This window comes from Bacillus piscicola (genome assembly GCF_022458745.1).
GTDB lineage: Bacteria > Bacillota > Bacilli > Bacillales > Marinococcaceae > Alteribacillus_A > Alteribacillus_A piscicola.
Map to the genome: position 1 here is coordinate 18,299 of NZ_JAJJJF010000012.1, position 17,961 is coordinate 36,259.

A 17,961-nucleotide genomic window follows, 5' to 3' on the forward strand; every position below is an offset into this window, starting at 1 on the left:
CGTTTAAAGATGCTTGAATCACTATCTTATCTCGTACACAAACATTGGAGCGAATTCCGATCCTTTTATTGGTTTACTCTTATTCTGCTATTTATGGGTGTCGTTTTTGGTGCGGTGCTAGTTAATAGTTTATCACTCTCTTTAAAAAATGATTTGTATGGATACTTACAGCAGTTTCTTTCTCAGTTTGGGACAGGCACTGATATTACATCACGGGAAATATTTTTGCAAAGCCTTTCTCATCACACTACTTATATCGGATTGATGTGGGTGCTCGGTCTTTCCGTAGCGGGTGTTCCCTTTATTTTAATCCTTCTGTTTATAAAGGGAGTAGTTTCCGGGTTTACAATCGGATTTCTCGTCCAGCAAATGGGAAGTAAGGGGTTCTTCCTCGCCTTTACATCCGTGTTGCCGCAGAACCTGCTCGTGATCCCGGCCTACATGGTCATGTCCGTCGTTTCCATTAGTATTTCTCTCAGTATTATAAAGCATCTTTTCAAACAAAGCCGGCATACCCCCGTACCATCCGTTATATGGCGATCGGTAGTTGTCGCAGGGTGTGTGTTAGTCTGTTTAGCCGGAGCCGCCGCAATTGAGGGCTTCTTATCCCCCACATTAATGCGCAGTGTCATGAATTGGTAAGTATAAGGTGGATGTTAAATAATAATAATTTTAAAGTGATTATAATTATAATTATCATTTGACACTCTCCCCGGCACTTATTATAATAAACTTTAGCGGCTTTGACAGGGGGAGAGTACGATGGAGCAAAGAATTGAGCGTATCAAAAAGCAACTTCATTCTCAAAGCTATAAACTTACGCCCCAAAGGGAAGCTACCGTTCGCGTGCTTCTTGAACATGAAGAGGATCATTTGAGTGCAGAAGACGTTTATTTGCTTGTGAAGGAAAAAGCACCTGAAATTGGGTTGGCAACCGTCTACCGCACACTTGAATTACTAAATGAACTCGAAGTGGTCGATAAGATAAACTTTGGAGACGGCGTTTCACGATATGACTTGCGACAAGAAGGAGCAGCCCATTTCCATCATCACCTCGTATGTATGGAATGCGGTGCTGTAGACGAGATCCAGGAAGACCTGCTTGGTGACGTTGAAAAAATCGTAGAGAATGGTTGGAATTTTAAAATCAAAGATCATCGCTTAACGTTCCACGGAGTCTGCCACCGATGCCAAGGCAAAGTGGAAAAGAAAAAGAAAGACTCAGAGAAAGAGATGAACAAAGTCAACTAAACCTTTTCTTATTTGCTAAGAAGAGGTTTTTTTTTGGAATAATGGATTGGGAAAATGTGGTAAAGTATCTGAGGCCTAAGCACTCCTGCTGCTTTTATAAACATAAGACTTAACCTATAGATGTGAAACAACTACATAAACGTAAGACAAGATGTAATGGAGGCACTATACAAACTGTATGGTGCCTTTAAAATCAGGAGAGAGTGAACATGACGACACTCGAGAAGGAGTGTGGCGCAGTGTAATCAAGAAAGGACGTTACTAACAACGTCATAATCCCTTTATAGAGACATGAAATTAGAAAAACAATGAAATAGAGTCATCAAATCCGTTGTATGAAGCGATGTAACCAAAAGCTTGCCCAAATAACAGATTCATTACACTCCTATGAAGTCGTCAACTTAGAAAACGACCGAAATAACAACGTCAGAGCAGTTCTTTGATGTCATGAAAACAGCTTGTTACTAATAGAGAGACACTATTCGAACGGCGTCTGCGATCAAAGTAAAGCAGAGGGATACGTATATTCTGATCTGTTTTTGTCATAGATAATTCCTAGATTCCATTGAAATGAGGGAGTTATCATGGACAAATGGCTGTCCTTCTGTATAGAAACGGTAAAAGTTTTCGTTATGTTCAGCGTATGTTTGATTATTTTTTATTATGGTATTATATGGTTGAGTAATAGTTACGAAGGGGACGATCGGCTTTTAAACCCACATACAGATGCGGAACAAGTGCAAGGGATACTGGAGAAGCCGCTCTTATAACATGAACAAAGGAGGGGCGCGGAGTGGAAGCAGATGTTGCTGATTTTATTCATTACTGCCAAGTGGAAAAGGGGTTATCAGAGAATACGATTCGCTCCTATAACCGCGATTTGCATCAATATATGAAGCATATTAATCGTACAGCTATTGAGAATGCCGGGCAGATTGAGCGCTCGCATGTGGTCGATTATCTTTATTCCTTGAAAGAAGCAGGCCGTTCGGCGTCAACCATCGCCCGAAATATTTCGTCCATTCGGGCATTTCATCAGTTCTTGCTTCGCGAACAGCGTTCACAAAAGGATCCCTCTGAGTTAGTGGAGATCCCAAAAGGGGAACGAAAGCTGCCAGATTTTCTTTCTGTGTCTGAAGTAGAGCGGCTCCTGCAAGCGGCCGATGGAACGACACCGTTTGCAATCCGTAATAAAGCGATGCTTGAGCTTATGTATGCAACGGGAATCCGTGTTAGTGAATTATGTAACTTGACGACACGTGATATTCACTTGCACATGGGCTTCATCCATTGCATCGGGAAAGGGAATAAAGAACGGATTATTCCGCTTGGAAAAGAAGCAGCAGATGCCCTAGAACGCTATACGAACAAAGCACGCCTGCCGCTTATGAAAAATAAAAGGCATGACACTTTATTTGTCAATCATCATGGGGAGCAGTTGTCCCGCCAAGGCTTCTGGAAGATCCTAAAAGCAACAGCCGAAAAAGCTGCCATCACTAAAAAACTGACACCGCATACACTGCGGCATTCATTTGCGACTCACCTTCTTGAAAACGGGGCGGACCTACGGGCCGTTCAGGAAATGTTGGGACACGCGGACATATCGACGACACAGATTTATACACACGTTTCGAATCATAAACTTAAAGATGTCTATGTTCATTTTCATCCACGGGCATAGAGAAAGGAGTTGTTTATGGCAAATCACCCTTTTAAACGAATATTTGTTATCGTCATGGACTCTGTCGGGATCGGGGAAGCGCCTGACGCTGCTCTGTATGGTGACGCAGGTGCGGATACGTTAGGCCATATCGCCGAGCGAATGAACGGGTTAAATCTCCCGCATTTGGAACAACTCGGTATTGGGAATAGTAAGGAGTTACAAGGGGTTTCGCAAGTCAGTGAACCTTCTGCTTTTTACGGCAAGATGCAGGAGATTTCGCACAGCAAAGACACGATGACCGGTCACTGGGAGTTGATGGGCTTATATGTAAATGAGCCGTTTCGGACGTTTCCGGACGGATTTCCAACGGACCTTATCGCGAAGTTAGAACGGGAAACAGGGAGAAAAATAATTGGCAATAAAGTAGCGTCCGGGACAGAAATTATTGCGGAGCTCGGCGAAGAACATATGGAAACAGGAGCGATAATTGTTTATACATCGGCCGATTCTGTTCTGCAAGTCGCGGCTCACGAAGAGGTAGTACCGCTTGATGAGTTATATAATATTTGTGAGAGAGCACGCATGCTCACTTATGACGCGCCTTATAAAATCGGGCGTGTTATCGCCCGTCCGTTTATTGGCACTCCCGGCGCGTTTACAAGGACGTCAAATCGTCATGATTATGCGTTAAAACCATTCGAGCCGACGGTCATGAATAAACTGAAAGAGAGTGGGTTTGATAGTTTAGCCATTGGAAAAATCAGTGATATTTATGACGGGGAAGGTGTAACAGAATCGATTCGTACTACTTCGAATATGGATGGCATGCAAAAAATAATAAATACCGCAGAACGGGATTTTACCGGTATCAGCTTTGTGAACCTAGTTGATTTTGATGCATTATTTGGCCATCGCCGTGATGTTGCAGGATACGCTTCCGCCCTCGAAGAATTTGATACGGCGCTCCCGGAGCTTTTAAACAAGCTGCGGACAGACGATCTGCTGCTCATAACGGCAGACCATGGCAATGATCCGACTCATCATGGTACAGACCATACACGTGAGTTTGTGCCACTTCTAGCATACAGCCCGGGGCACACTCCTGGTGAAAACCTCGGCCTTCGCCACACTTTCGCGGATGTCGGCGCTACGATTGCGGATAATTTTCACGTGCACCCGCCGGAGAACGGCACAAGTTTTCTTAAGGAGATCACAGGAGGTGGGGGAGCATGACGACGAAACGGCTTTTAGAAGATGCGGTTACGAAAATTCTCAGTAAAACAGAAGTACGTCCGGAGGTTGGCCTTATCCTCGGTTCCGGACTCGGTGTCCTGGCCGAGGAGTTTGAACGACCGGTGAAGATTCCATATGAAGAGGTACCCGGCTTTCCGGTGTCAACGGTTGAAGGGCATGCAGGGCAGCTCGTTTTTGGATATTTACATGACGTTCCGGTCGTCGCTATGCAGGGCAGGTTCCATTTTTATGAAGGTTATTCTTTAAAAGAAGTGACGTTCCCCGTCCGGGTGATGCGCGCACTTGGGGTCGCGTCGCTGCTTGTTACAAATGCGGCCGGTAGTATCAACCCGTCTTTTTCTTCAGGGGAACTTATGCTCATTCGGGATCATCTCAATGTACTCGGTGCCAATCCATTAATCGGTAAAAATATCGATGAATGGGGAACGAGATTTCCTGATATGTCCTCTGCGTATTCACAACGGCTAAGAACCATTGCCCGGAAAGGAAGTGCCGCTCTGACCGTTCCGCTTCAAGAAGGGGTCTACGCCTCTGTAACGGGTCCTTCCTATGAAACCCCGGCTGAAGTAAAAATGTTGCAAAAGCTCGGGGCGGATGCGGTAGGGATGTCCACCGTTCCGGAAGTGATCGTGGCTGTCCACAGCGGTATGGAAGTACTCGGCATTTCCTGCTTATCCAATATGGCAGCAGGAATAGTAGACACTCCATTAAGCCATGAGGAGGTAATCCATACAACGAAACGTGTACAGCATGATTTTCTGCAGCTTATGAAAGAAATAGTGAAGCGAATCGGAGAGGAGAGAAGGTAGAAAATGGAACAAATCGTAAAGAAAATAAACGAAGCAGCAAGTTTTATCGAAGCACGACTGACGAATACGCCGCAAATTGGCCTTATCCTTGGATCGGGGCTAGGGGACCTTGCCGAGGAGATTGAGAATGCGGTTCAGATTGACTACACCTCTATACCCCACTTTCCAACCGCAACGGTTACCGGGCACGCCGGCCGGCTTGTAATTGGAGAGCTTTGCGGCCAAAACGTCATCGCGATGCAAGGACGCTTTCATTTTTATGAAGGGTACACGATGCAGGAAGTAACGTTTCCCGTTCGTGTGATGAAAGCATTGGGGGTTAGCACGCTCGTCGTAACCAACGCGTGCGGCGGCATGAATCCATCTTTTCAGCCGGGAGATTTAATGATCATCGAAGACCATTTAAATGTAACGGGTACGAATCCTTTGATCGGACCGAATGACGATCAGCTCGGTGTGCGTTTTCCCGATATGAGTCACGCCTATGATGAGAATCTACGTTCTGTTGCTGCCGAGGCAGCGGAAACACTCGGGTTTACTCTGCAGAACGGGGTATATGCCGGAATTTCCGGGCCAAATTTCATGACGGCTGCCGAGCTTGTTATGCTTCGCCGGCTTGGGGGAGATGTTGTCGGGATGTCGACCGTTCCGGAAGTCATCGTTGCCCGCCACGCTGGTCTTCGCGTACTCGGTATTTCTTGCATCACCGATATGGCAATTGGGGAGGAGATCGCAGGAGTATCACATGATGAGGTAATCGAAACCGCCGCAAAAACAAAACCACGTTTCATTGCTCTCCTCAAAGAAACATTGTCCAGAATAAAATAAAAGGGATGGAAAGGGTGTGCAGGCAGCCGTGAGAATGGTAGATATTATTACAAAGAAGCGGGACGGAGAGGAACTGGAGGAAAGTGAAGTACGGTGGTTCATACAAGAGTATACAGGAGGCCGGATTCCCGATTATCAGGCAGCAGCTTTTCTAATGGCTGTTTATTTTAAAGGAATGACGCAGGATGAGGCTGCCGTACTGACAAGTGCGATGGCAGCGTCTGGTGATTGCCTTGATCTGTCTTCCATCCAAGGCGTTAAAGTAGATAAACATTCAACAGGCGGGGTGGGCGATAAAACGACGTTGATACTCGGGCCGCTGGTGGCAGCTCTTGATATTCCGGTCGCAAAGATGTCAGGTAGAGGGTTAGGACACACCGGCGGCACGATTGATAAATTGGAAACGTTTGCCGGTCTGCGTACCGAGTTTAACCATCAAGAGTTTGTTGAGCTGGTGAATCGAAATAAGCTGGCAGTTGCAGGGCAAAGCGGCAACCTTACACCAGCAGACAAAAAATTATACGCATTAAGGGACGTGACAGGAACAGTCAACTCCATCCCGCTTATCGCAAGCTCTGTTATGAGTAAAAAAATCGCCGCTGGTGCCGATGCCATTGTGTTAGATGTGAAATACGGTTCCGGAGCTTTTATGAAAGACACGGCAGATGCAAAGCAATTGGCAGAGGCAATGGTGGAAATTGGGTGTTCTTTGGACCGGCACACGGTGGCTGTTATCTCGAACATGGATCAGCCTCTTGGGAGCTTTGTCGGAAATGCGCTCGAAGTAAAAGAGGCAGTCGAGACACTGCGCGGGGAAGGACCGGCTGACATCCATGAGTTAAGTGTAGAATTGGCAGCGCACATGGCCGTATTAGGAGGAAGAGCGGCGGATCAGCAAGAAGGCCGTTGTCTTATAGAAGAAGTGATGAAAAACGGCAAAGCGCTTGCGAAAATGAAACAGTTCATCGAAGGGCAAGGCGGAGACCCAAAGCTTGTCGAACAGCTTGAATTACTACCGAAAGCAGCATATGAAATAGAAGTAACTTCTACTTCCGCCGGTTATGTGAAAGCGATGCATACAGCGGCCATAGGAAGGGCGGCGATGGTCCTTGGAGCAGGAAGGAGAACATTAGAAGACCGAATTGATCATAGCGTCGGAATTGAACTACATAAGAAAATTGGTGATTACGTAGAAGAGGGTGAGCCGCTCGCTTCTCTACACAGCAATGAAGCGGACGTTTCTGAAGTGATCAACACAGTAAGAACGGCCTACCTTTTTACTGACACAAAAATAGCACCACCTCCCCTCATCTTTGCAACGATCCATTAACCAAACGTTTTTCGATAAGAGGTTGTCTTAACAGGGAATTTACACTTCTTAGTCGATTTCCTTAGTGTCTAACAGATCGAAAAGATGAACAACCATATAAAAATATTTTTAGACATTCGCTTCATAAAGAATACTACGCGTTGATTGTAACGGAGAGCGTCCGCCTGTAGTGGAAATCAACCAGGCTATCTACCATACGTATAACATTCGGATATTAGAAATGATAGTTGAGTTATACATTTGAATCAGATGTAACTTTTTTCCGGAATAAAATATATTTACCCAGCAGTTGAAATACACGTAGACTCCGGTGGGTAACTGCTGAAATAGAATGGGCTGTCCTAACTTTTGGACAGCCCTTTTTTTCTCTAAATGTATCGTATATAAAAAGTAAATTATGGAAAAAATGGAAGTATCAATATGGGAGGTGTCTGGAATTGACGGTAAGTAAATTAAAGAAGATATTATTTCTGATGCTATGCTCATTTTTAACAGCGTTCACGTGCGGAATCGGAGTGGCTTCAGCGGAGGAAAAGCAGGACACAGGATTGGCTGAAGAAGCTACGGCGGCTCTTATTATGGAAGCAGAGACGGGGCAGGTTTTATATAACAAAAATGAAAATGAAAAGCTCCCGCCTGCCAGCATGACCAAAATCATGACGATGTTGTTAGTAATGGAGGCTCTAGAGGAGGACGTAATCAATCTGGAGGATAAAGTCACAACGAGTGAAAGAGCTGCTTCCATGGGAGGTTCGCAAATCTTTTTAGAAGAAGGCGAACAAATGACAGTAGAGGAGATGCTAAAGGGTATTGCGATTGCTTCCGCTAATGATGCTTCTGTAGCGATGGCCGAGCATTTAGAAGGCACAGAAAAAAACTTTATTAAGAAGATGAATGAAAAAGCGAAAGAGCTAGGGTTAAAACACACGCATTTTCAAAATACCACAGGTCTGCCTGCTGAAGACCATTATACAACAGCCTATGACTTGGCTGTTATGGCCCGTGCGCTTCTCCAGTACGAAAAAATCCTTGCATACACAAGTGTATATGAGGATTATTTACGAAAAGGGACGGACAAAGAATTTTGGCTGGTGAATACAAACCGGCTTGTGAAACACTATGACGGAGTAGACGGCTTAAAAACAGGCTATACAAAAGAGGCTAAGTATAATGTTACAACGACAGCAAAAAAGAATGGAATGCGGGTTATCACCGTCCTAATGGGAGCAGAAACTCCGAAAGAGCGAAATAGACAAACGACGGAAATGTTAAATTACGCCTTTCAGAACTTTGACTACCATGTCCTCGCCAAAAAAGGAACGGAAATGAAAAAAATAGCGATAGAAAAAGGCAAACAGAAAAGTGTCAGCGCTTCTTTAGCGAGAGATGCGGCCCTCGTCCTTCCTAAAGGAAAGAAGGCAGAAAATCTGACCGAAAAAATAGACGTTCCTGAAAAAATAAAAGCCCCAGCTGAAAAAGATACAAAAGTGGGGGTTATTCAATTTTATGATGGTGACGAAAAAATTGCGGAACAGGAACTCGTCATCAACGAAGAAGTCGAGTCAGCCAGCTGGTTTGTCCTGTTTAAACATACCTTCGCAGCCCTAACCGGGAACGGGTAGCAAATGCCACATCATAGCTTTTTTTACCGAACTACCACTAGTTTTGTCATTCGAAAAGGATACCGAGATTCGAAAAGCGAAACATAGAGCAGCGAGTCAGAATCCTATGAACTATGAAAGAGCAGGGGGAGAGTTGGATGAGTTTAGCGGTAAATCTTGAACAAATGGGTGATGTGCTTTGCATTCGATTACAGGGGGAGTTGGACCACCATGCGTCCCAGAAGCTTCGCAGCCAAGTAGATGATGTACTGGCGGAGGGGAACGTTAAACATATCCTCCTGAATTTGGAGGAGTTGGCATTTATGGACAGTTCCGGAATTGGTGTTATTTTAGGAAGATATCAGCAGATCAGTAAAAAAGGAGGGGAGATGGTTGTCTGTTCGATCTCCTCTCCGGTAAAACGGATTTTTGAGCTGTCTGGTCTTTTTAAAATTTTACGTCTTGAAAATCGGGAGACGGATGCATTACGAAAGCTGGGGGTGGCCTAAGTGAAGAACGAAATGAAACTGGAGTTTTCCGCGGTTAGTGAAAATGAATCCTTTGCAAGAGTGAGCGTGGGAGCCTTTGTTGCGCAGCTTGACCCAAATATGGACGAGCTAACGGAATTAAAGACGGTCGTGTCTGAAGCTGTTACCAATTCTATTATCCACGGATACCACGAAAATCCGGCCGGCACGATTACGATCATGCTTAAAATTGACGTCGACATGGTGGAGTTAACGATAAAAGATGACGGGGCCGGCATTGAAAATATTGACCAGGCAAAGGAGCCTCTTTTTACGACGAAACCTGAATTGGAAAGATCTGGCATGGGCTTTACGATTATGGAAAATTTCATGGATGAAGTGGAGATCAATTCTGAACCAGGAGCTGGTACGACTGTTTATTTGAAAAAGCGGCTTGCGAAAAGCAGATCACTTTGTAATTAAGGAGAGTCTGTATGGATGTGAAACTGAAAAAAGAACAGCCTCTTCAAGACGACGTTGTCCGTGATTTAATTGCGAGAAGCCAACAAGGCGACAAAGAGTCACGAGATGAAATCGTCAATCGAAATACGAGGCTTGTATGGTCTGTGGTGCAACGTTTTATTAATAGAGGGTATGAGGCAGAAGACTTGTTTCAAATTGGTGTGATTGGCTTGATCAAATCGATAGACAAATTTGATCTCTCCTATGATGTTAAATTTTCTACTTATGCTGTCCCGATGATCATTGGGGAGATCCAACGGTTTATTCGAGATGACGGCACCGTCAAAGTAAGCAGATCTCTAAAAGAATTAAATAATAAAATACGGCGTGTCAAAGAAGAATTGACCAGTCGTCATGGAAGTGTTCCTTCTCTTCAGGAAATAGCTGATGAGCTGGAATTGCCAATGGAAGAAGTCGTTTTTGCGACGGACGCAGCTAAAAGTCTCTCTTCTTTGCATGAAACAGTCTATGAAAATGAAGGGGATCCGATTACGTTAATGGATCAGATTTCCGATCAAGGTGATTCGCAGTGGTTTGAACAAATCATGTTAAAAGAAGTGATCGAACAGCTGGAAGAACGAGAACGGCTCATTGTCTATTTACGTTACTATAAAGATAAAACACAATCCGAGGTTGCCAGCCGGCTCGGTATCTCGCAAGTCCAGGTTTCCAGGCTGGAAAAAAGAATACTTCATAAAATGAAAAGCCATCTGTCTGAATAAAGACAAGATGGCTTTTCTTGTATGCAGAAGCCTGTTCGTGAACATACTAGGAGGAAAGACGTGTGGTGAAATGCTTGTTAATAGCTAAATACCAACGCAGAAGGCCGTATATCTCCGGAAGAATCCAGACTTCTATAGAATGTCCAGGTAGAAAGTGTAGATATCCAGAATACGAATAGACGAGGGGGGACAGAGATGGCAAATCAGGTTTACTTACAGCTTTTTGCCAGTACGGAAGCAAAAGTAGGGCAGGAACTGTACCTCCGTGATATCGCACGGCTAGAAGGGGAAGAAGAAACCATTCAACGATTATTACACCTTCCTCTTTACACTATTTCTCGGCAAGATAACACTCATGTTGTGATTGATATACTAACAGTCCTGCAAAAAATTCATACCGCTTATCCAGAGATACGCATTATGAATATGGGACCGCGCCAGATTGTCGTGGAAACGACCATTCAACGAAAAAAAATGAATCTCGTGTTATTTTGTTTCGTCTGGTTTTTATTATTTATCGGGGCAGCACTTGCGATTATGAACTTCCACGAGGATGTCAGCATGCTTGCTGTTCACCAAAAGCTATACCATCTGGTTACAGGTGAGAATGACCCTCATCCTCTGATGTTGCAGATCCCCTATTCCATTGGGCTCGGGTTAGGGATGATCTTGTTTTTCAACCACATATTTAAAAAACGTATTAATGAAGAGCCAAGTCCGCTAGAGATTGAAATGTATCAGTATAAACAGGATATTGAACAATATTTAGCAGAAACGGAAACAGATCGGAGTTCAAAAACGTGGTCCTTGAAATCCTCGTCACCGCCTTAATCGGATTAGGCGGAGGCCTTGCTGTCGGGAGCGGACTAGTCGCATTTATTTCTGTACTGGGAATTATCCCACGGCTTGTTCAATTATCGAAAACATACCAAGCAATCCATGCATACGAAATAGCCGTGATAGCCGGAGCGATGGCGGGTTCATTTGCTACTCTTCATCATCTGGAACTACACCTGCCACGTGTAGTAACGATGCCAATAGGCCTAGCGGCTGGCATATTTGTAGGCATGCTTGCTGCAGCTTTAACAGAGGTGTTAAACGTGTTTCCGATCCTTGCGAAAAGAATCGGACTTGAAAAAAATATTATCATTCTCGTTATGGCCATTGTGCTGGGTAAAATAGTTGGATCACTGTTTCACTGGTTATTTTTTGTTGATTACTAACCGTTAACCTGTATGGGGGGATAAAATGATTCGGCGTAAGAAGTGGAAATTTAAAAACGTCTCAGTTGATAAGCAGGAAGACGAAGAAGGCAAAACGAAGATATCGAAACATCTCGAGATAAATACGGAACGATTAAAGAATCGTCTCGGCATCGGCAAGAGCTTTGACGTCGGTGTAAGGGAAATGCGTATTTTAGATCGGGATATCCAGATTTATTTTGTGAACGGTCTCTGTGATATGGAATACATTATCGAACTTCTGCAAGAGCTTCTTGATTTAGACAGAGAAGATAATGAAAAAGAGGAAGACACAACCTCTGTAAAAGAGGCTATCGAAAATCATTTAGTTCATTTGCAAGTAGAGTATAAAGACACGCTCGAAGACTGTATCGCGGAGATGCTTGCTGGATTAATTTTTATTGTAGTAGACGGTGAAGAACAAGCACTTGTAGTAGACGTAAGAAACTATCCCGGCCGCACGCCGGAAGAGCCGGATAACGAGAAAGTTGTACGCGGTGCCCGTGATGGTTATACGGAAAATATTGTGCAAAACACAGCACTTACGAGAAGGCGGATCCGCGATGAGAGACTGCGTAATGAAATGATGCGGGTGGGGGAACGCTCGAAAACGGATATATGTATCTCATATATTGATGGAGTAGCTGATCCCAACATGGTGGATATCGTTCGCAAGGAATTAGAAGCAATTGATCTGGATGGATTGCCGATGGCCGATAAAGTGGTGGAGGAGTATTTACTCAAACAAGGGTTAAACCCCTTTCCGCTTGTCCGTTATACAGAGCGGCCGGATGTCGCGGCTATCCACTTATTTGAGGGGCATCTTATTATTACGGTAGATGCTTCCCCGAGCGTCATTATTACCCCGACTACGCTGTTTCACCACGTACAACATGCCGAGGAATATCGACAGGCGCCTCTTGTCGGGACTTTTTTAAGGTGGACACGCTTCTTCGGTATTTTTGTTGCATTGTTTATTTTGCCGTTATGGCTGCTCGTCACGTTAGAACCGGGGCTGCTTCCAGAGCAGTTGCAATATATTGGACCAAACAAGGATTCAAACGTATCTGAGTTTTTCCAGATTATTTCTGCCGAGATTGGGATAGAGATGATGCGCATGGCCGCCATACACACTCCGACACCACTCGCAACCGCATTGGGATTGGTGGCAGCGCTATTAATTGGTCAGATTGCCATCGATGTGGGACTGTTTACAGCTGAAGTCATTCTTTATGTAGCAGTCGCAGCAATGGGAATTTTTGCGACACCGAGCTATGAGTTTGGCGTAGCTATAAAATTAGCAAGGCTCTTTTTGTTAGTTGCCGTGGTTAGCTTTGGGAGTGTCGGTTTTGTCATTGCTTCTGCTTTATTGTTTCTCATACTGGTGCACGTTCGCGCCCTGAATAAACCGTATTTGTGGCCATTCCTTCCGTTCGATGGACAAGCATTATGGCAGATTTTCGTTCGGACTTCTGTTCCGAGCCAACGGTACCGGCCGCGAATCGTCAATCCACAGGACCCGGTAAAGCAGTCGACAGAATAACGAGGCGGCATACACATACGGGTGTGTATGCTGCTTTTAGCATTTGTCCTCCCGCTTTTTATCCCGTAATCTGTTCTCTTAATTAACAAATAATGAGAAATTCGAAATAGCCTTATTTCTTTTTATCTCATTTATTTAATGCTAAAATATAACCATTCATCTATGTTTAGTGAGGAGCGACAACGTATGTATTTACACGGAACGAGTCAAATAAATGAGCACGGCCACCTGGAAATAGGCGGGATGGATACGGTTGATATTGTAAAAGAATACGGAACTCCTATTTACGTTTATGACGTGGCATTAATAAGAGAGCGGGCAGAGGGGTTTAAAAGAGCATTTGCAGATGCGGGGGTCTCCTACCAAGTCGCCTATGCCAGTAAGGCATTTAGTTGTATGGCCATGGTACAATTAGCTGATGAATTGGGCTTGTCCCTTGATGTTGTTTCAGGAGGGGAGCTAATAACCGCTAAAAAAGCCGGTTTTCCGATGGAGCGTGTTCATTTTCATGGCAACAATAAGAGCCTAGAGGAAATCACGCTCGCCCTTGATCTTGGGATCGGGTGCTTCGTTGTGGATAATTTTTATGAACTTTCTTTACTGAGGGAAGAAGCACAGCAAAGGAAGTGTAGCGTGGACGTGCTGCTCAGGACGACACCAGGTGTAGAAGCACATACCCACGATTATATTTCAACTGGCCAGGAAGATTCGAAATTTGGTTTCGATCTTGCCAGTGGACAAGTAGATCAAGCCATTAAAATGCTGCAGGGTGATCCGTATGTTCAGCTTCGTGGTGTGCACAGCCATATTGGTTCGCAAATTTTTGAGACGAATGGGTTTGTCGCTGCTATTGAAAAGTTGTTTGCGAAGTTTTCGGATTGGGAGGAACAATTTGGTTTTGTGCCGGAAGTAGTTAATGTCGGCGGTGGTTTTGGCATTAGATACGTCGAAGAAGACACACCGCTTTCGCCTGCCGAATACATTGCTGACATTGTTGCAGCAGTCAAAAAAGAATCTGCTGAAATTGGCATGGCCGTCCCGGAAATTTGGATAGAACCAGGTCGTTCCCTTGCCGGGGATGCAGGTACAACCCTTTATACGATCGGGTCTCAAAAAGACATTGACGGAGTGCGCCGCTATGCTGCGGTGGACGGCGGGATGACGGACAATATTCGTCCGGCACTTTATCAGTCTGAATACGAAGCTATTCTTGCCAATCGGGCGAATGAGAAGGCAGCCGATAACTTTGCAATCGCGGGGAAATGCTGTGAAAGTGGCGATATGCTTATCTGGGATCTGCCGCTTCCTGAAGTGAATACGGGTGATATTTTAGCTGTATTTTGTACAGGAGCTTACGGTTATTCGATGGCAAACAATTATAATCGGCTTACGCGGCCGCCGGTCGTTTTTGTGGAAAATGGGAAAGCGGAACTCGTCGTCAAACGCGAATCTTACGAGGATTTATTAAGAAATGACCTTCCCCTTCGTTCACAAGAACGTGTATAGTGGACAAGAGAACCAATATTAAGCTACTTGAAGGAGTGCAGAATGATGAAAAAAGGAAGCATTGAATTTGAAAATGGCGAAACAATCTCACTAGAATTTTTTGAAGAAGCAGCCCCGGGAACAGTTGAAAACTTTGAGTCTCTCGCTAACAAAGGTTATTACGATGGCCTTACTTTCCACCGGGTGATTCCAGGCTTTGTTGCCCAGGGCGGTTGTCCAAACGGAACGGGTACAGGCGGACCCGGTTATACGATCAAGTGTGAGACAGAAGGGAATCCGCATCGTCACGAGCGCGGCTACCTTTCGATGGCACACGCTGGAAAAGATACAGGAGGCAGCCAGTTTTTTATTTTGTTTGAGCCACAGCCTCACTTAGACGGAGTGCATACTGTTTTTGGCAAAGTAACGGAAGGTATGGATTCAGTTGACCGCATTCAACCAGGCGACGTCATGAAAAAAGTCAAAGTGTGGGACGAGTAATACATGCGTGAGCTCGTTGGAGAGTGTGCCGTCTGTGGGAAAGAAGTATTTTGCCTGGATGGTTTCTTAAACGGAGTGGTTGATGAAGAGAAAAAGCTTCTCTGTTTTGAGTGCACCGATGAGAAAAAGAATAGCGATGTACAGAAAAAGGTTTAATAGCTCTCCTCTTTCGGGCCTTCCGGAAGGGGAGTTTTTCTATGTGCCGGGCGATGACGTTGTTATTTTGCTTACGAGACTATTTGAAGACATCATACGGATATAATGGTGTCTCGAAATGGAAACCGTCGCAAAATAGAAGCAGCATATGCATCATATGGGGTTGTTATTGTGCTGTTATTCCAAAATAGAGGCGCCGTATTTACCGTATGACGTCGTTATTTTGCGACACAGCCGGTTTGGGGACTTCAAACCCCCACAATGCTGACGTTATTTTACGGTTCAGCCAATTTGGCGACTTCATACCCCTGCAATATGGTCGTTATTTTCCAGTTCAGCCAATTTGGCAGCTTTACACACATCATACGATGTTATTATTTTGCTGCCCGTACGATTTGGTGACGGCATACACAGGAAGGATAAATAAATATATTTGACGTCGCTGTGAAAACGCTATATGATAAAAACAAACACCAATACAATTAAATAACGGCGTGGTTATAATGATTTGTATATAACCTGCTTCGGGGTAGGGTGAAAATCCCAACCGACGGTGATAAAACAATTGTTTTTAAGTCCGTGACCCGTACGCAGTGTAATAACTGCCTGCGGTGGATCTGGTGTAATTCCGGAACCGACAGTTACAGTCTGGATGGGAGAAGTAAGGCCGTGTTCGCAAATGCCTAGGATAAGTATATCTTTTTACCTGTTATGTCTAGGTATGGTAGGAACTTATTTCCTTTACTGGAAATAGGTCTTATTTGAGCACACTTCCAAACCCTGAAGCATTCGTTTCAGGTTTTTTTAATGTGTAGAAATGAGGAAGACGAGTATGATAGATGAAGAATATATGGGACTAGCCTTACAGTTGGCAAGCGCAGCAAAAGGCCAGACCTCTCCAAATCCGACAGTAGGAGCAGTTGTCGTCAAAGATGGCCGAATTGTCGGAATGGGCGCTCATCTGAAAGCTGGGACCGAACACGCGGAAGTTCACGCGTTACACATGGCCGGTGAAGAATCGGAAGGCGCGACCATTTATGTCACGCTGGAACCTTGCAGTCATTACGGAAAAACACCGCCATGTGCGGATTTGATTATAGACAAGAAAATAAAACGAGCGGTCATCGCCACGATGGACCCGAACCCGGAAGTGGCAGGTACCGGCATCACTAAACTAAAGAATGCTGGGATAGACGTGGTGACGGATACGGGAAAGCAAGAAGCAGACTGGCTGAACCGTGATTTCTTTCATTATATGAAAACGAAAACTCCATATGTCACGTTAAAAACAGCAGCTTCCTTAGACGGGAAAACAGCAGCGGAGAGCGGGGATAGTCAATGGATCACTGGACCGGAAGCCCGGGCAGACGGTCATCGTCTCCGTCACGAGCATGATGCGATTATGGTCGGTATCGGGACAGTCTTGAAGGATGATCCATCCTTGACGGTTCGTCTTCCGAATGGCGGACTGAATCCAATTCGGATTATCTTGGATTCCAGCCTAAAAACTCCGCCGTCAGCAAAAATGATTCAAGACATGCAAGCCCCAGTCTGGGTGATCTGTTCTCCAAAAGCGGAAGAAAAGAAAAAAGCAGCATTGCGGGAGGCAGGAGTCTCTGTGATCGAAACGAAATCGGAACAGGTGAATATAAAAGAAGTGCTCGACATTCTTGGACAAAAGAAAATTGTATCCCTTTATGTCGAAGGAGGGGCTGCATTACACGGCAGTTTTCTCCATGAGCGTGCCTTCCAAGAGCTTGTCTGTTACTTCGCTCCGAAATTAATCGGCGGCAACGGGGCTCCGTCCATGTTAGGTGGTTCTGGTTCCCGATATATGAATGAGGCCCTGGATGTGGAAATCCGCTCCACGGAGAAAATAGGGGAAGACATCAAACTGGTCGCCCTGCCCCGCGAAAAGGAGGAACGTTAAGTGTTCACTGGTATTATTGAAGAAAAAGCAGAGATCTTGCAGATTGACGAAATGAAGGAAGCAATGGTGTTAACCGTACAAGCTGAAAAAGTTTTGGAAAATATTCAATTGGGAGACAGCATTGCCGTTAACGGTGTTTGTTTGACAGTGACAACTTTTCAGGAGCATTCGTTTACAGTGGATGTTATGCCGGAAACGATGAAAGCGACCAGCTTACGGATGCTTAGAAAAGGAACAAAGGTGAACCTGGAAAGGGCGCTGTCAGCGGAAGGGCGTTTTGGTGGACACTTTGTAAGCGGCCATGTCGATACGACGGGCACGATACGTTCGGTTACTCCTTATGAGAACGCGTATTATATTGACATTACTGTCCCGGATGAGTGGATGCCGTATGTCATGCTAAAAGGTTCAGTGGCGGTTGATGGCATTAGTTTAACCATTTTTGGCGTCAGCGACATCGAAAATACGATCACCATTTCGATTATCCCTCACACTTGGCAGGAAACGGTGTTAAGTGAAAAAAGTACCGGGGATCCTGTCAATATCGAGACAGATATGCTGATGAAATATACAGAACGGCTGCTTTCGGCACGTCGTAATAATTTCCAAGGTATTACAAAAGATATCTTAAAAGAGCATGGGTTTAGTGACTAAAAAG

The 17,961-nt window shown here is 44.8% G+C and carries 20 protein-coding genes and 1 riboswitch; all 20 genes read left to right on the top strand.

Annotation, left to right across the window (positions count from 1 at the left end; genetic code table 11):
- Nucleotides 1–9: 9 nt before the first annotated feature.
- The 20 genes from spoIIM to ribE all read left to right on the top strand — a co-directional run bounded on the left by spoIIM (nucleotide 10) and on the right by ribE (nucleotide 17,957).
- Nucleotides 10–642, top strand: a complete 633-nt coding sequence (gene spoIIM, locus LOR49_RS14825; protein WP_240377642.1) for a stage II sporulation protein M — start codon at nucleotides 10–12, stop codon at nucleotides 640–642.
- Between the two features lie 120 nt (nucleotides 643–762).
- On the top strand, nucleotides 763–1,251 hold the full coding sequence (fur, locus tag LOR49_RS14830) for a ferric iron uptake transcriptional regulator (RefSeq protein WP_240377643.1): 489 nt from the start codon (nucleotides 763–765) through the stop codon (nucleotides 1,249–1,251).
- 584 nt (nucleotides 1,252–1,835) lie between these two features.
- Entirely contained in the window at nucleotides 1,836–2,021 is a 186-nt protein-coding gene (locus LOR49_RS14835) for a DUF4227 family protein (RefSeq protein ID WP_240377644.1), read from the top strand.
- Nucleotides 2,022–2,044: 23 nt separating this feature from the next.
- Entirely contained in the window at nucleotides 2,045–2,932 is an 888-nt protein-coding gene (gene xerD / locus LOR49_RS14840; RefSeq protein ID WP_240377645.1) for a site-specific tyrosine recombinase XerD, read from the top strand.
- Nucleotides 2,933–2,947: 15 nt separating this feature from the next.
- Nucleotides 2,948–4,147 carry a phosphopentomutase gene (gene deoB, locus LOR49_RS14845; RefSeq protein WP_240377646.1) on the top strand — a complete coding sequence of 400 codons (1,200 nt, stop codon included), beginning with the start codon at nucleotides 2,948–2,950 and terminating at the stop codon, nucleotides 4,145–4,147.
- Nucleotides 4,144–4,977 carry a purine-nucleoside phosphorylase gene (locus LOR49_RS14850; protein WP_240377648.1) on the top strand — a complete coding sequence of 278 codons (834 nt, stop codon included), beginning with the start codon at nucleotides 4,144–4,146 and terminating at the stop codon, nucleotides 4,975–4,977. Before deoB ends, LOR49_RS14850 begins: the two co-directional genes overlap by 4 nt.
- 3 nt (nucleotides 4,978–4,980) lie before the next feature.
- Nucleotides 4,981–5,805, top strand: coding sequence for a purine-nucleoside phosphorylase (locus LOR49_RS14855; RefSeq protein ID WP_240377650.1), 825 nt, complete (start codon nucleotides 4,981–4,983; stop codon nucleotides 5,803–5,805).
- Nucleotides 5,806–5,833: 28 nt separating this feature from the next.
- Nucleotides 5,834–7,135, top strand: coding sequence for a pyrimidine-nucleoside phosphorylase (locus LOR49_RS14860; protein ID WP_240377729.1), 1,302 nt, complete (start codon nucleotides 5,834–5,836; stop codon nucleotides 7,133–7,135).
- 431 nt (nucleotides 7,136–7,566) lie between these two features.
- Complete coding sequence (locus LOR49_RS14865) at nucleotides 7,567–8,757, top strand: D-alanyl-D-alanine carboxypeptidase family protein (RefSeq protein ID WP_420830489.1); 1,191 nt, start codon at nucleotides 7,567–7,569, stop codon at nucleotides 8,755–8,757.
- Nucleotides 8,758–8,894: 137 nt separating this feature from the next.
- Nucleotides 8,895–9,245, top strand: a complete 351-nt coding sequence (spoIIAA, locus tag LOR49_RS14870; RefSeq protein WP_240377651.1) for an anti-sigma F factor antagonist — start codon at nucleotides 8,895–8,897, stop codon at nucleotides 9,243–9,245.
- Entirely contained in the window at nucleotides 9,246–9,686 is a 441-nt protein-coding gene (gene spoIIAB / locus LOR49_RS14875) for an anti-sigma F factor (RefSeq protein ID WP_240377653.1), read from the top strand.
- 11 nt (nucleotides 9,687–9,697) lie between these two features.
- Nucleotides 9,698–10,447 (top strand): RNA polymerase sporulation sigma factor SigF, encoded by a 750-nt coding sequence (sigF, locus tag LOR49_RS14880; RefSeq protein ID WP_240377655.1) that lies wholly within the window; start codon nucleotides 9,698–9,700, stop codon nucleotides 10,445–10,447.
- Nucleotides 10,448–10,642: 195 nt separating this feature from the next.
- Nucleotides 10,643–11,278 carry a stage V sporulation protein AA gene (locus tag LOR49_RS14885; RefSeq protein WP_240377657.1) on the top strand — a complete coding sequence of 212 codons (636 nt, stop codon included), beginning with the start codon at nucleotides 10,643–10,645 and terminating at the stop codon, nucleotides 11,276–11,278.
- Nucleotides 11,248–11,670, top strand: coding sequence for a stage V sporulation protein AB (locus LOR49_RS14890; protein ID WP_240377658.1), 423 nt, complete (start codon nucleotides 11,248–11,250; stop codon nucleotides 11,668–11,670). Before LOR49_RS14885 ends, LOR49_RS14890 begins: the two co-directional genes overlap by 31 nt.
- Nucleotides 11,671–11,695: 25 nt before the next feature.
- Entirely contained in the window at nucleotides 11,696–13,231 is a 1,536-nt protein-coding gene (locus LOR49_RS14895) for a spore germination protein (RefSeq protein ID WP_240377660.1), read from the top strand.
- 186 nt (nucleotides 13,232–13,417) lie between these two features.
- A complete protein-coding gene (gene lysA / locus LOR49_RS14900) occupies nucleotides 13,418–14,737 on the top strand; it encodes a diaminopimelate decarboxylase (protein ID WP_240377662.1) in 1,320 nt (439 codons plus the stop codon).
- Between the two features lie 45 nt (nucleotides 14,738–14,782).
- A complete protein-coding gene (locus LOR49_RS14905; protein WP_240377732.1) occupies nucleotides 14,783–15,217 on the top strand; it encodes a peptidylprolyl isomerase in 435 nt (144 codons plus the stop codon).
- Between the two features lie 3 nt (nucleotides 15,218–15,220).
- Complete coding sequence (locus LOR49_RS14910) at nucleotides 15,221–15,373, top strand: hypothetical protein (protein WP_240377664.1); 153 nt, start codon at nucleotides 15,221–15,223, stop codon at nucleotides 15,371–15,373.
- A 516-nt stretch (nucleotides 15,374–15,889) separates the two neighbouring features.
- A riboswitch (FMN riboswitch) is annotated at nucleotides 15,890–16,041 on the top strand.
- 164 nt (nucleotides 16,042–16,205) lie between these two features.
- Nucleotides 16,206–17,303 (top strand): bifunctional diaminohydroxyphosphoribosylaminopyrimidine deaminase/5-amino-6-(5-phosphoribosylamino)uracil reductase RibD, encoded by a 1,098-nt coding sequence (ribD, locus tag LOR49_RS14915; RefSeq protein ID WP_240377666.1) that lies wholly within the window; start codon nucleotides 16,206–16,208, stop codon nucleotides 17,301–17,303.
- The gene (gene ribE, locus LOR49_RS14920; RefSeq protein ID WP_240377668.1) at nucleotides 17,304–17,957 is read left to right on the top strand and encodes a riboflavin synthase; all 654 of its coding nucleotides are present in this window, start codon (nucleotides 17,304–17,306) and stop codon (nucleotides 17,955–17,957) included. It begins immediately after the preceding gene.
- Nucleotides 17,958–17,961: the final 4 nt, after the last annotated feature.

Coding starts and splice junctions, on each gene's coding strand:
- LOR49_RS14910 (WP_240377664.1), top strand. CDS start 15,221: ATGCGTGAGCTCGTTGGAGAGTGTGCCGTCTGTGGGAAAGAAGTATTT.
- LOR49_RS14895 (WP_240377660.1), top strand. CDS start 11,696: ATGATTCGGCGTAAGAAGTGGAAATTTAAAAACGTCTCAGTTGATAAG.
- lysA (WP_240377662.1), top strand. CDS start 13,418: ATGTATTTACACGGAACGAGTCAAATAAATGAGCACGGCCACCTGGAA.
- LOR49_RS14905 (WP_240377732.1), top strand. CDS start 14,783: ATGAAAAAAGGAAGCATTGAATTTGAAAATGGCGAAACAATCTCACTA.
- spoIIM (WP_240377642.1), top strand. CDS start 10: ATGCTTGAATCACTATCTTATCTCGTACACAAACATTGGAGCGAATTC.
- ribD (WP_240377666.1), top strand. CDS start 16,206: ATGATAGATGAAGAATATATGGGACTAGCCTTACAGTTGGCAAGCGCA.
- sigF (WP_240377655.1), top strand. CDS start 9,698: ATGGATGTGAAACTGAAAAAAGAACAGCCTCTTCAAGACGACGTTGTC.
- LOR49_RS14835 (WP_240377644.1), top strand. CDS start 1,836: ATGGACAAATGGCTGTCCTTCTGTATAGAAACGGTAAAAGTTTTCGTT.
- fur (WP_240377643.1), top strand. CDS start 763: ATGGAGCAAAGAATTGAGCGTATCAAAAAGCAACTTCATTCTCAAAGC.
- LOR49_RS14855 (WP_240377650.1), top strand. CDS start 4,981: ATGGAACAAATCGTAAAGAAAATAAACGAAGCAGCAAGTTTTATCGAA.
- LOR49_RS14850 (WP_240377648.1), top strand. CDS start 4,144: ATGACGACGAAACGGCTTTTAGAAGATGCGGTTACGAAAATTCTCAGT.
- deoB (WP_240377646.1), top strand. CDS start 2,948: ATGGCAAATCACCCTTTTAAACGAATATTTGTTATCGTCATGGACTCT.
- spoIIAA (WP_240377651.1), top strand. CDS start 8,895: ATGAGTTTAGCGGTAAATCTTGAACAAATGGGTGATGTGCTTTGCATT.
- LOR49_RS14885 (WP_240377657.1), top strand. CDS start 10,643: ATGGCAAATCAGGTTTACTTACAGCTTTTTGCCAGTACGGAAGCAAAA.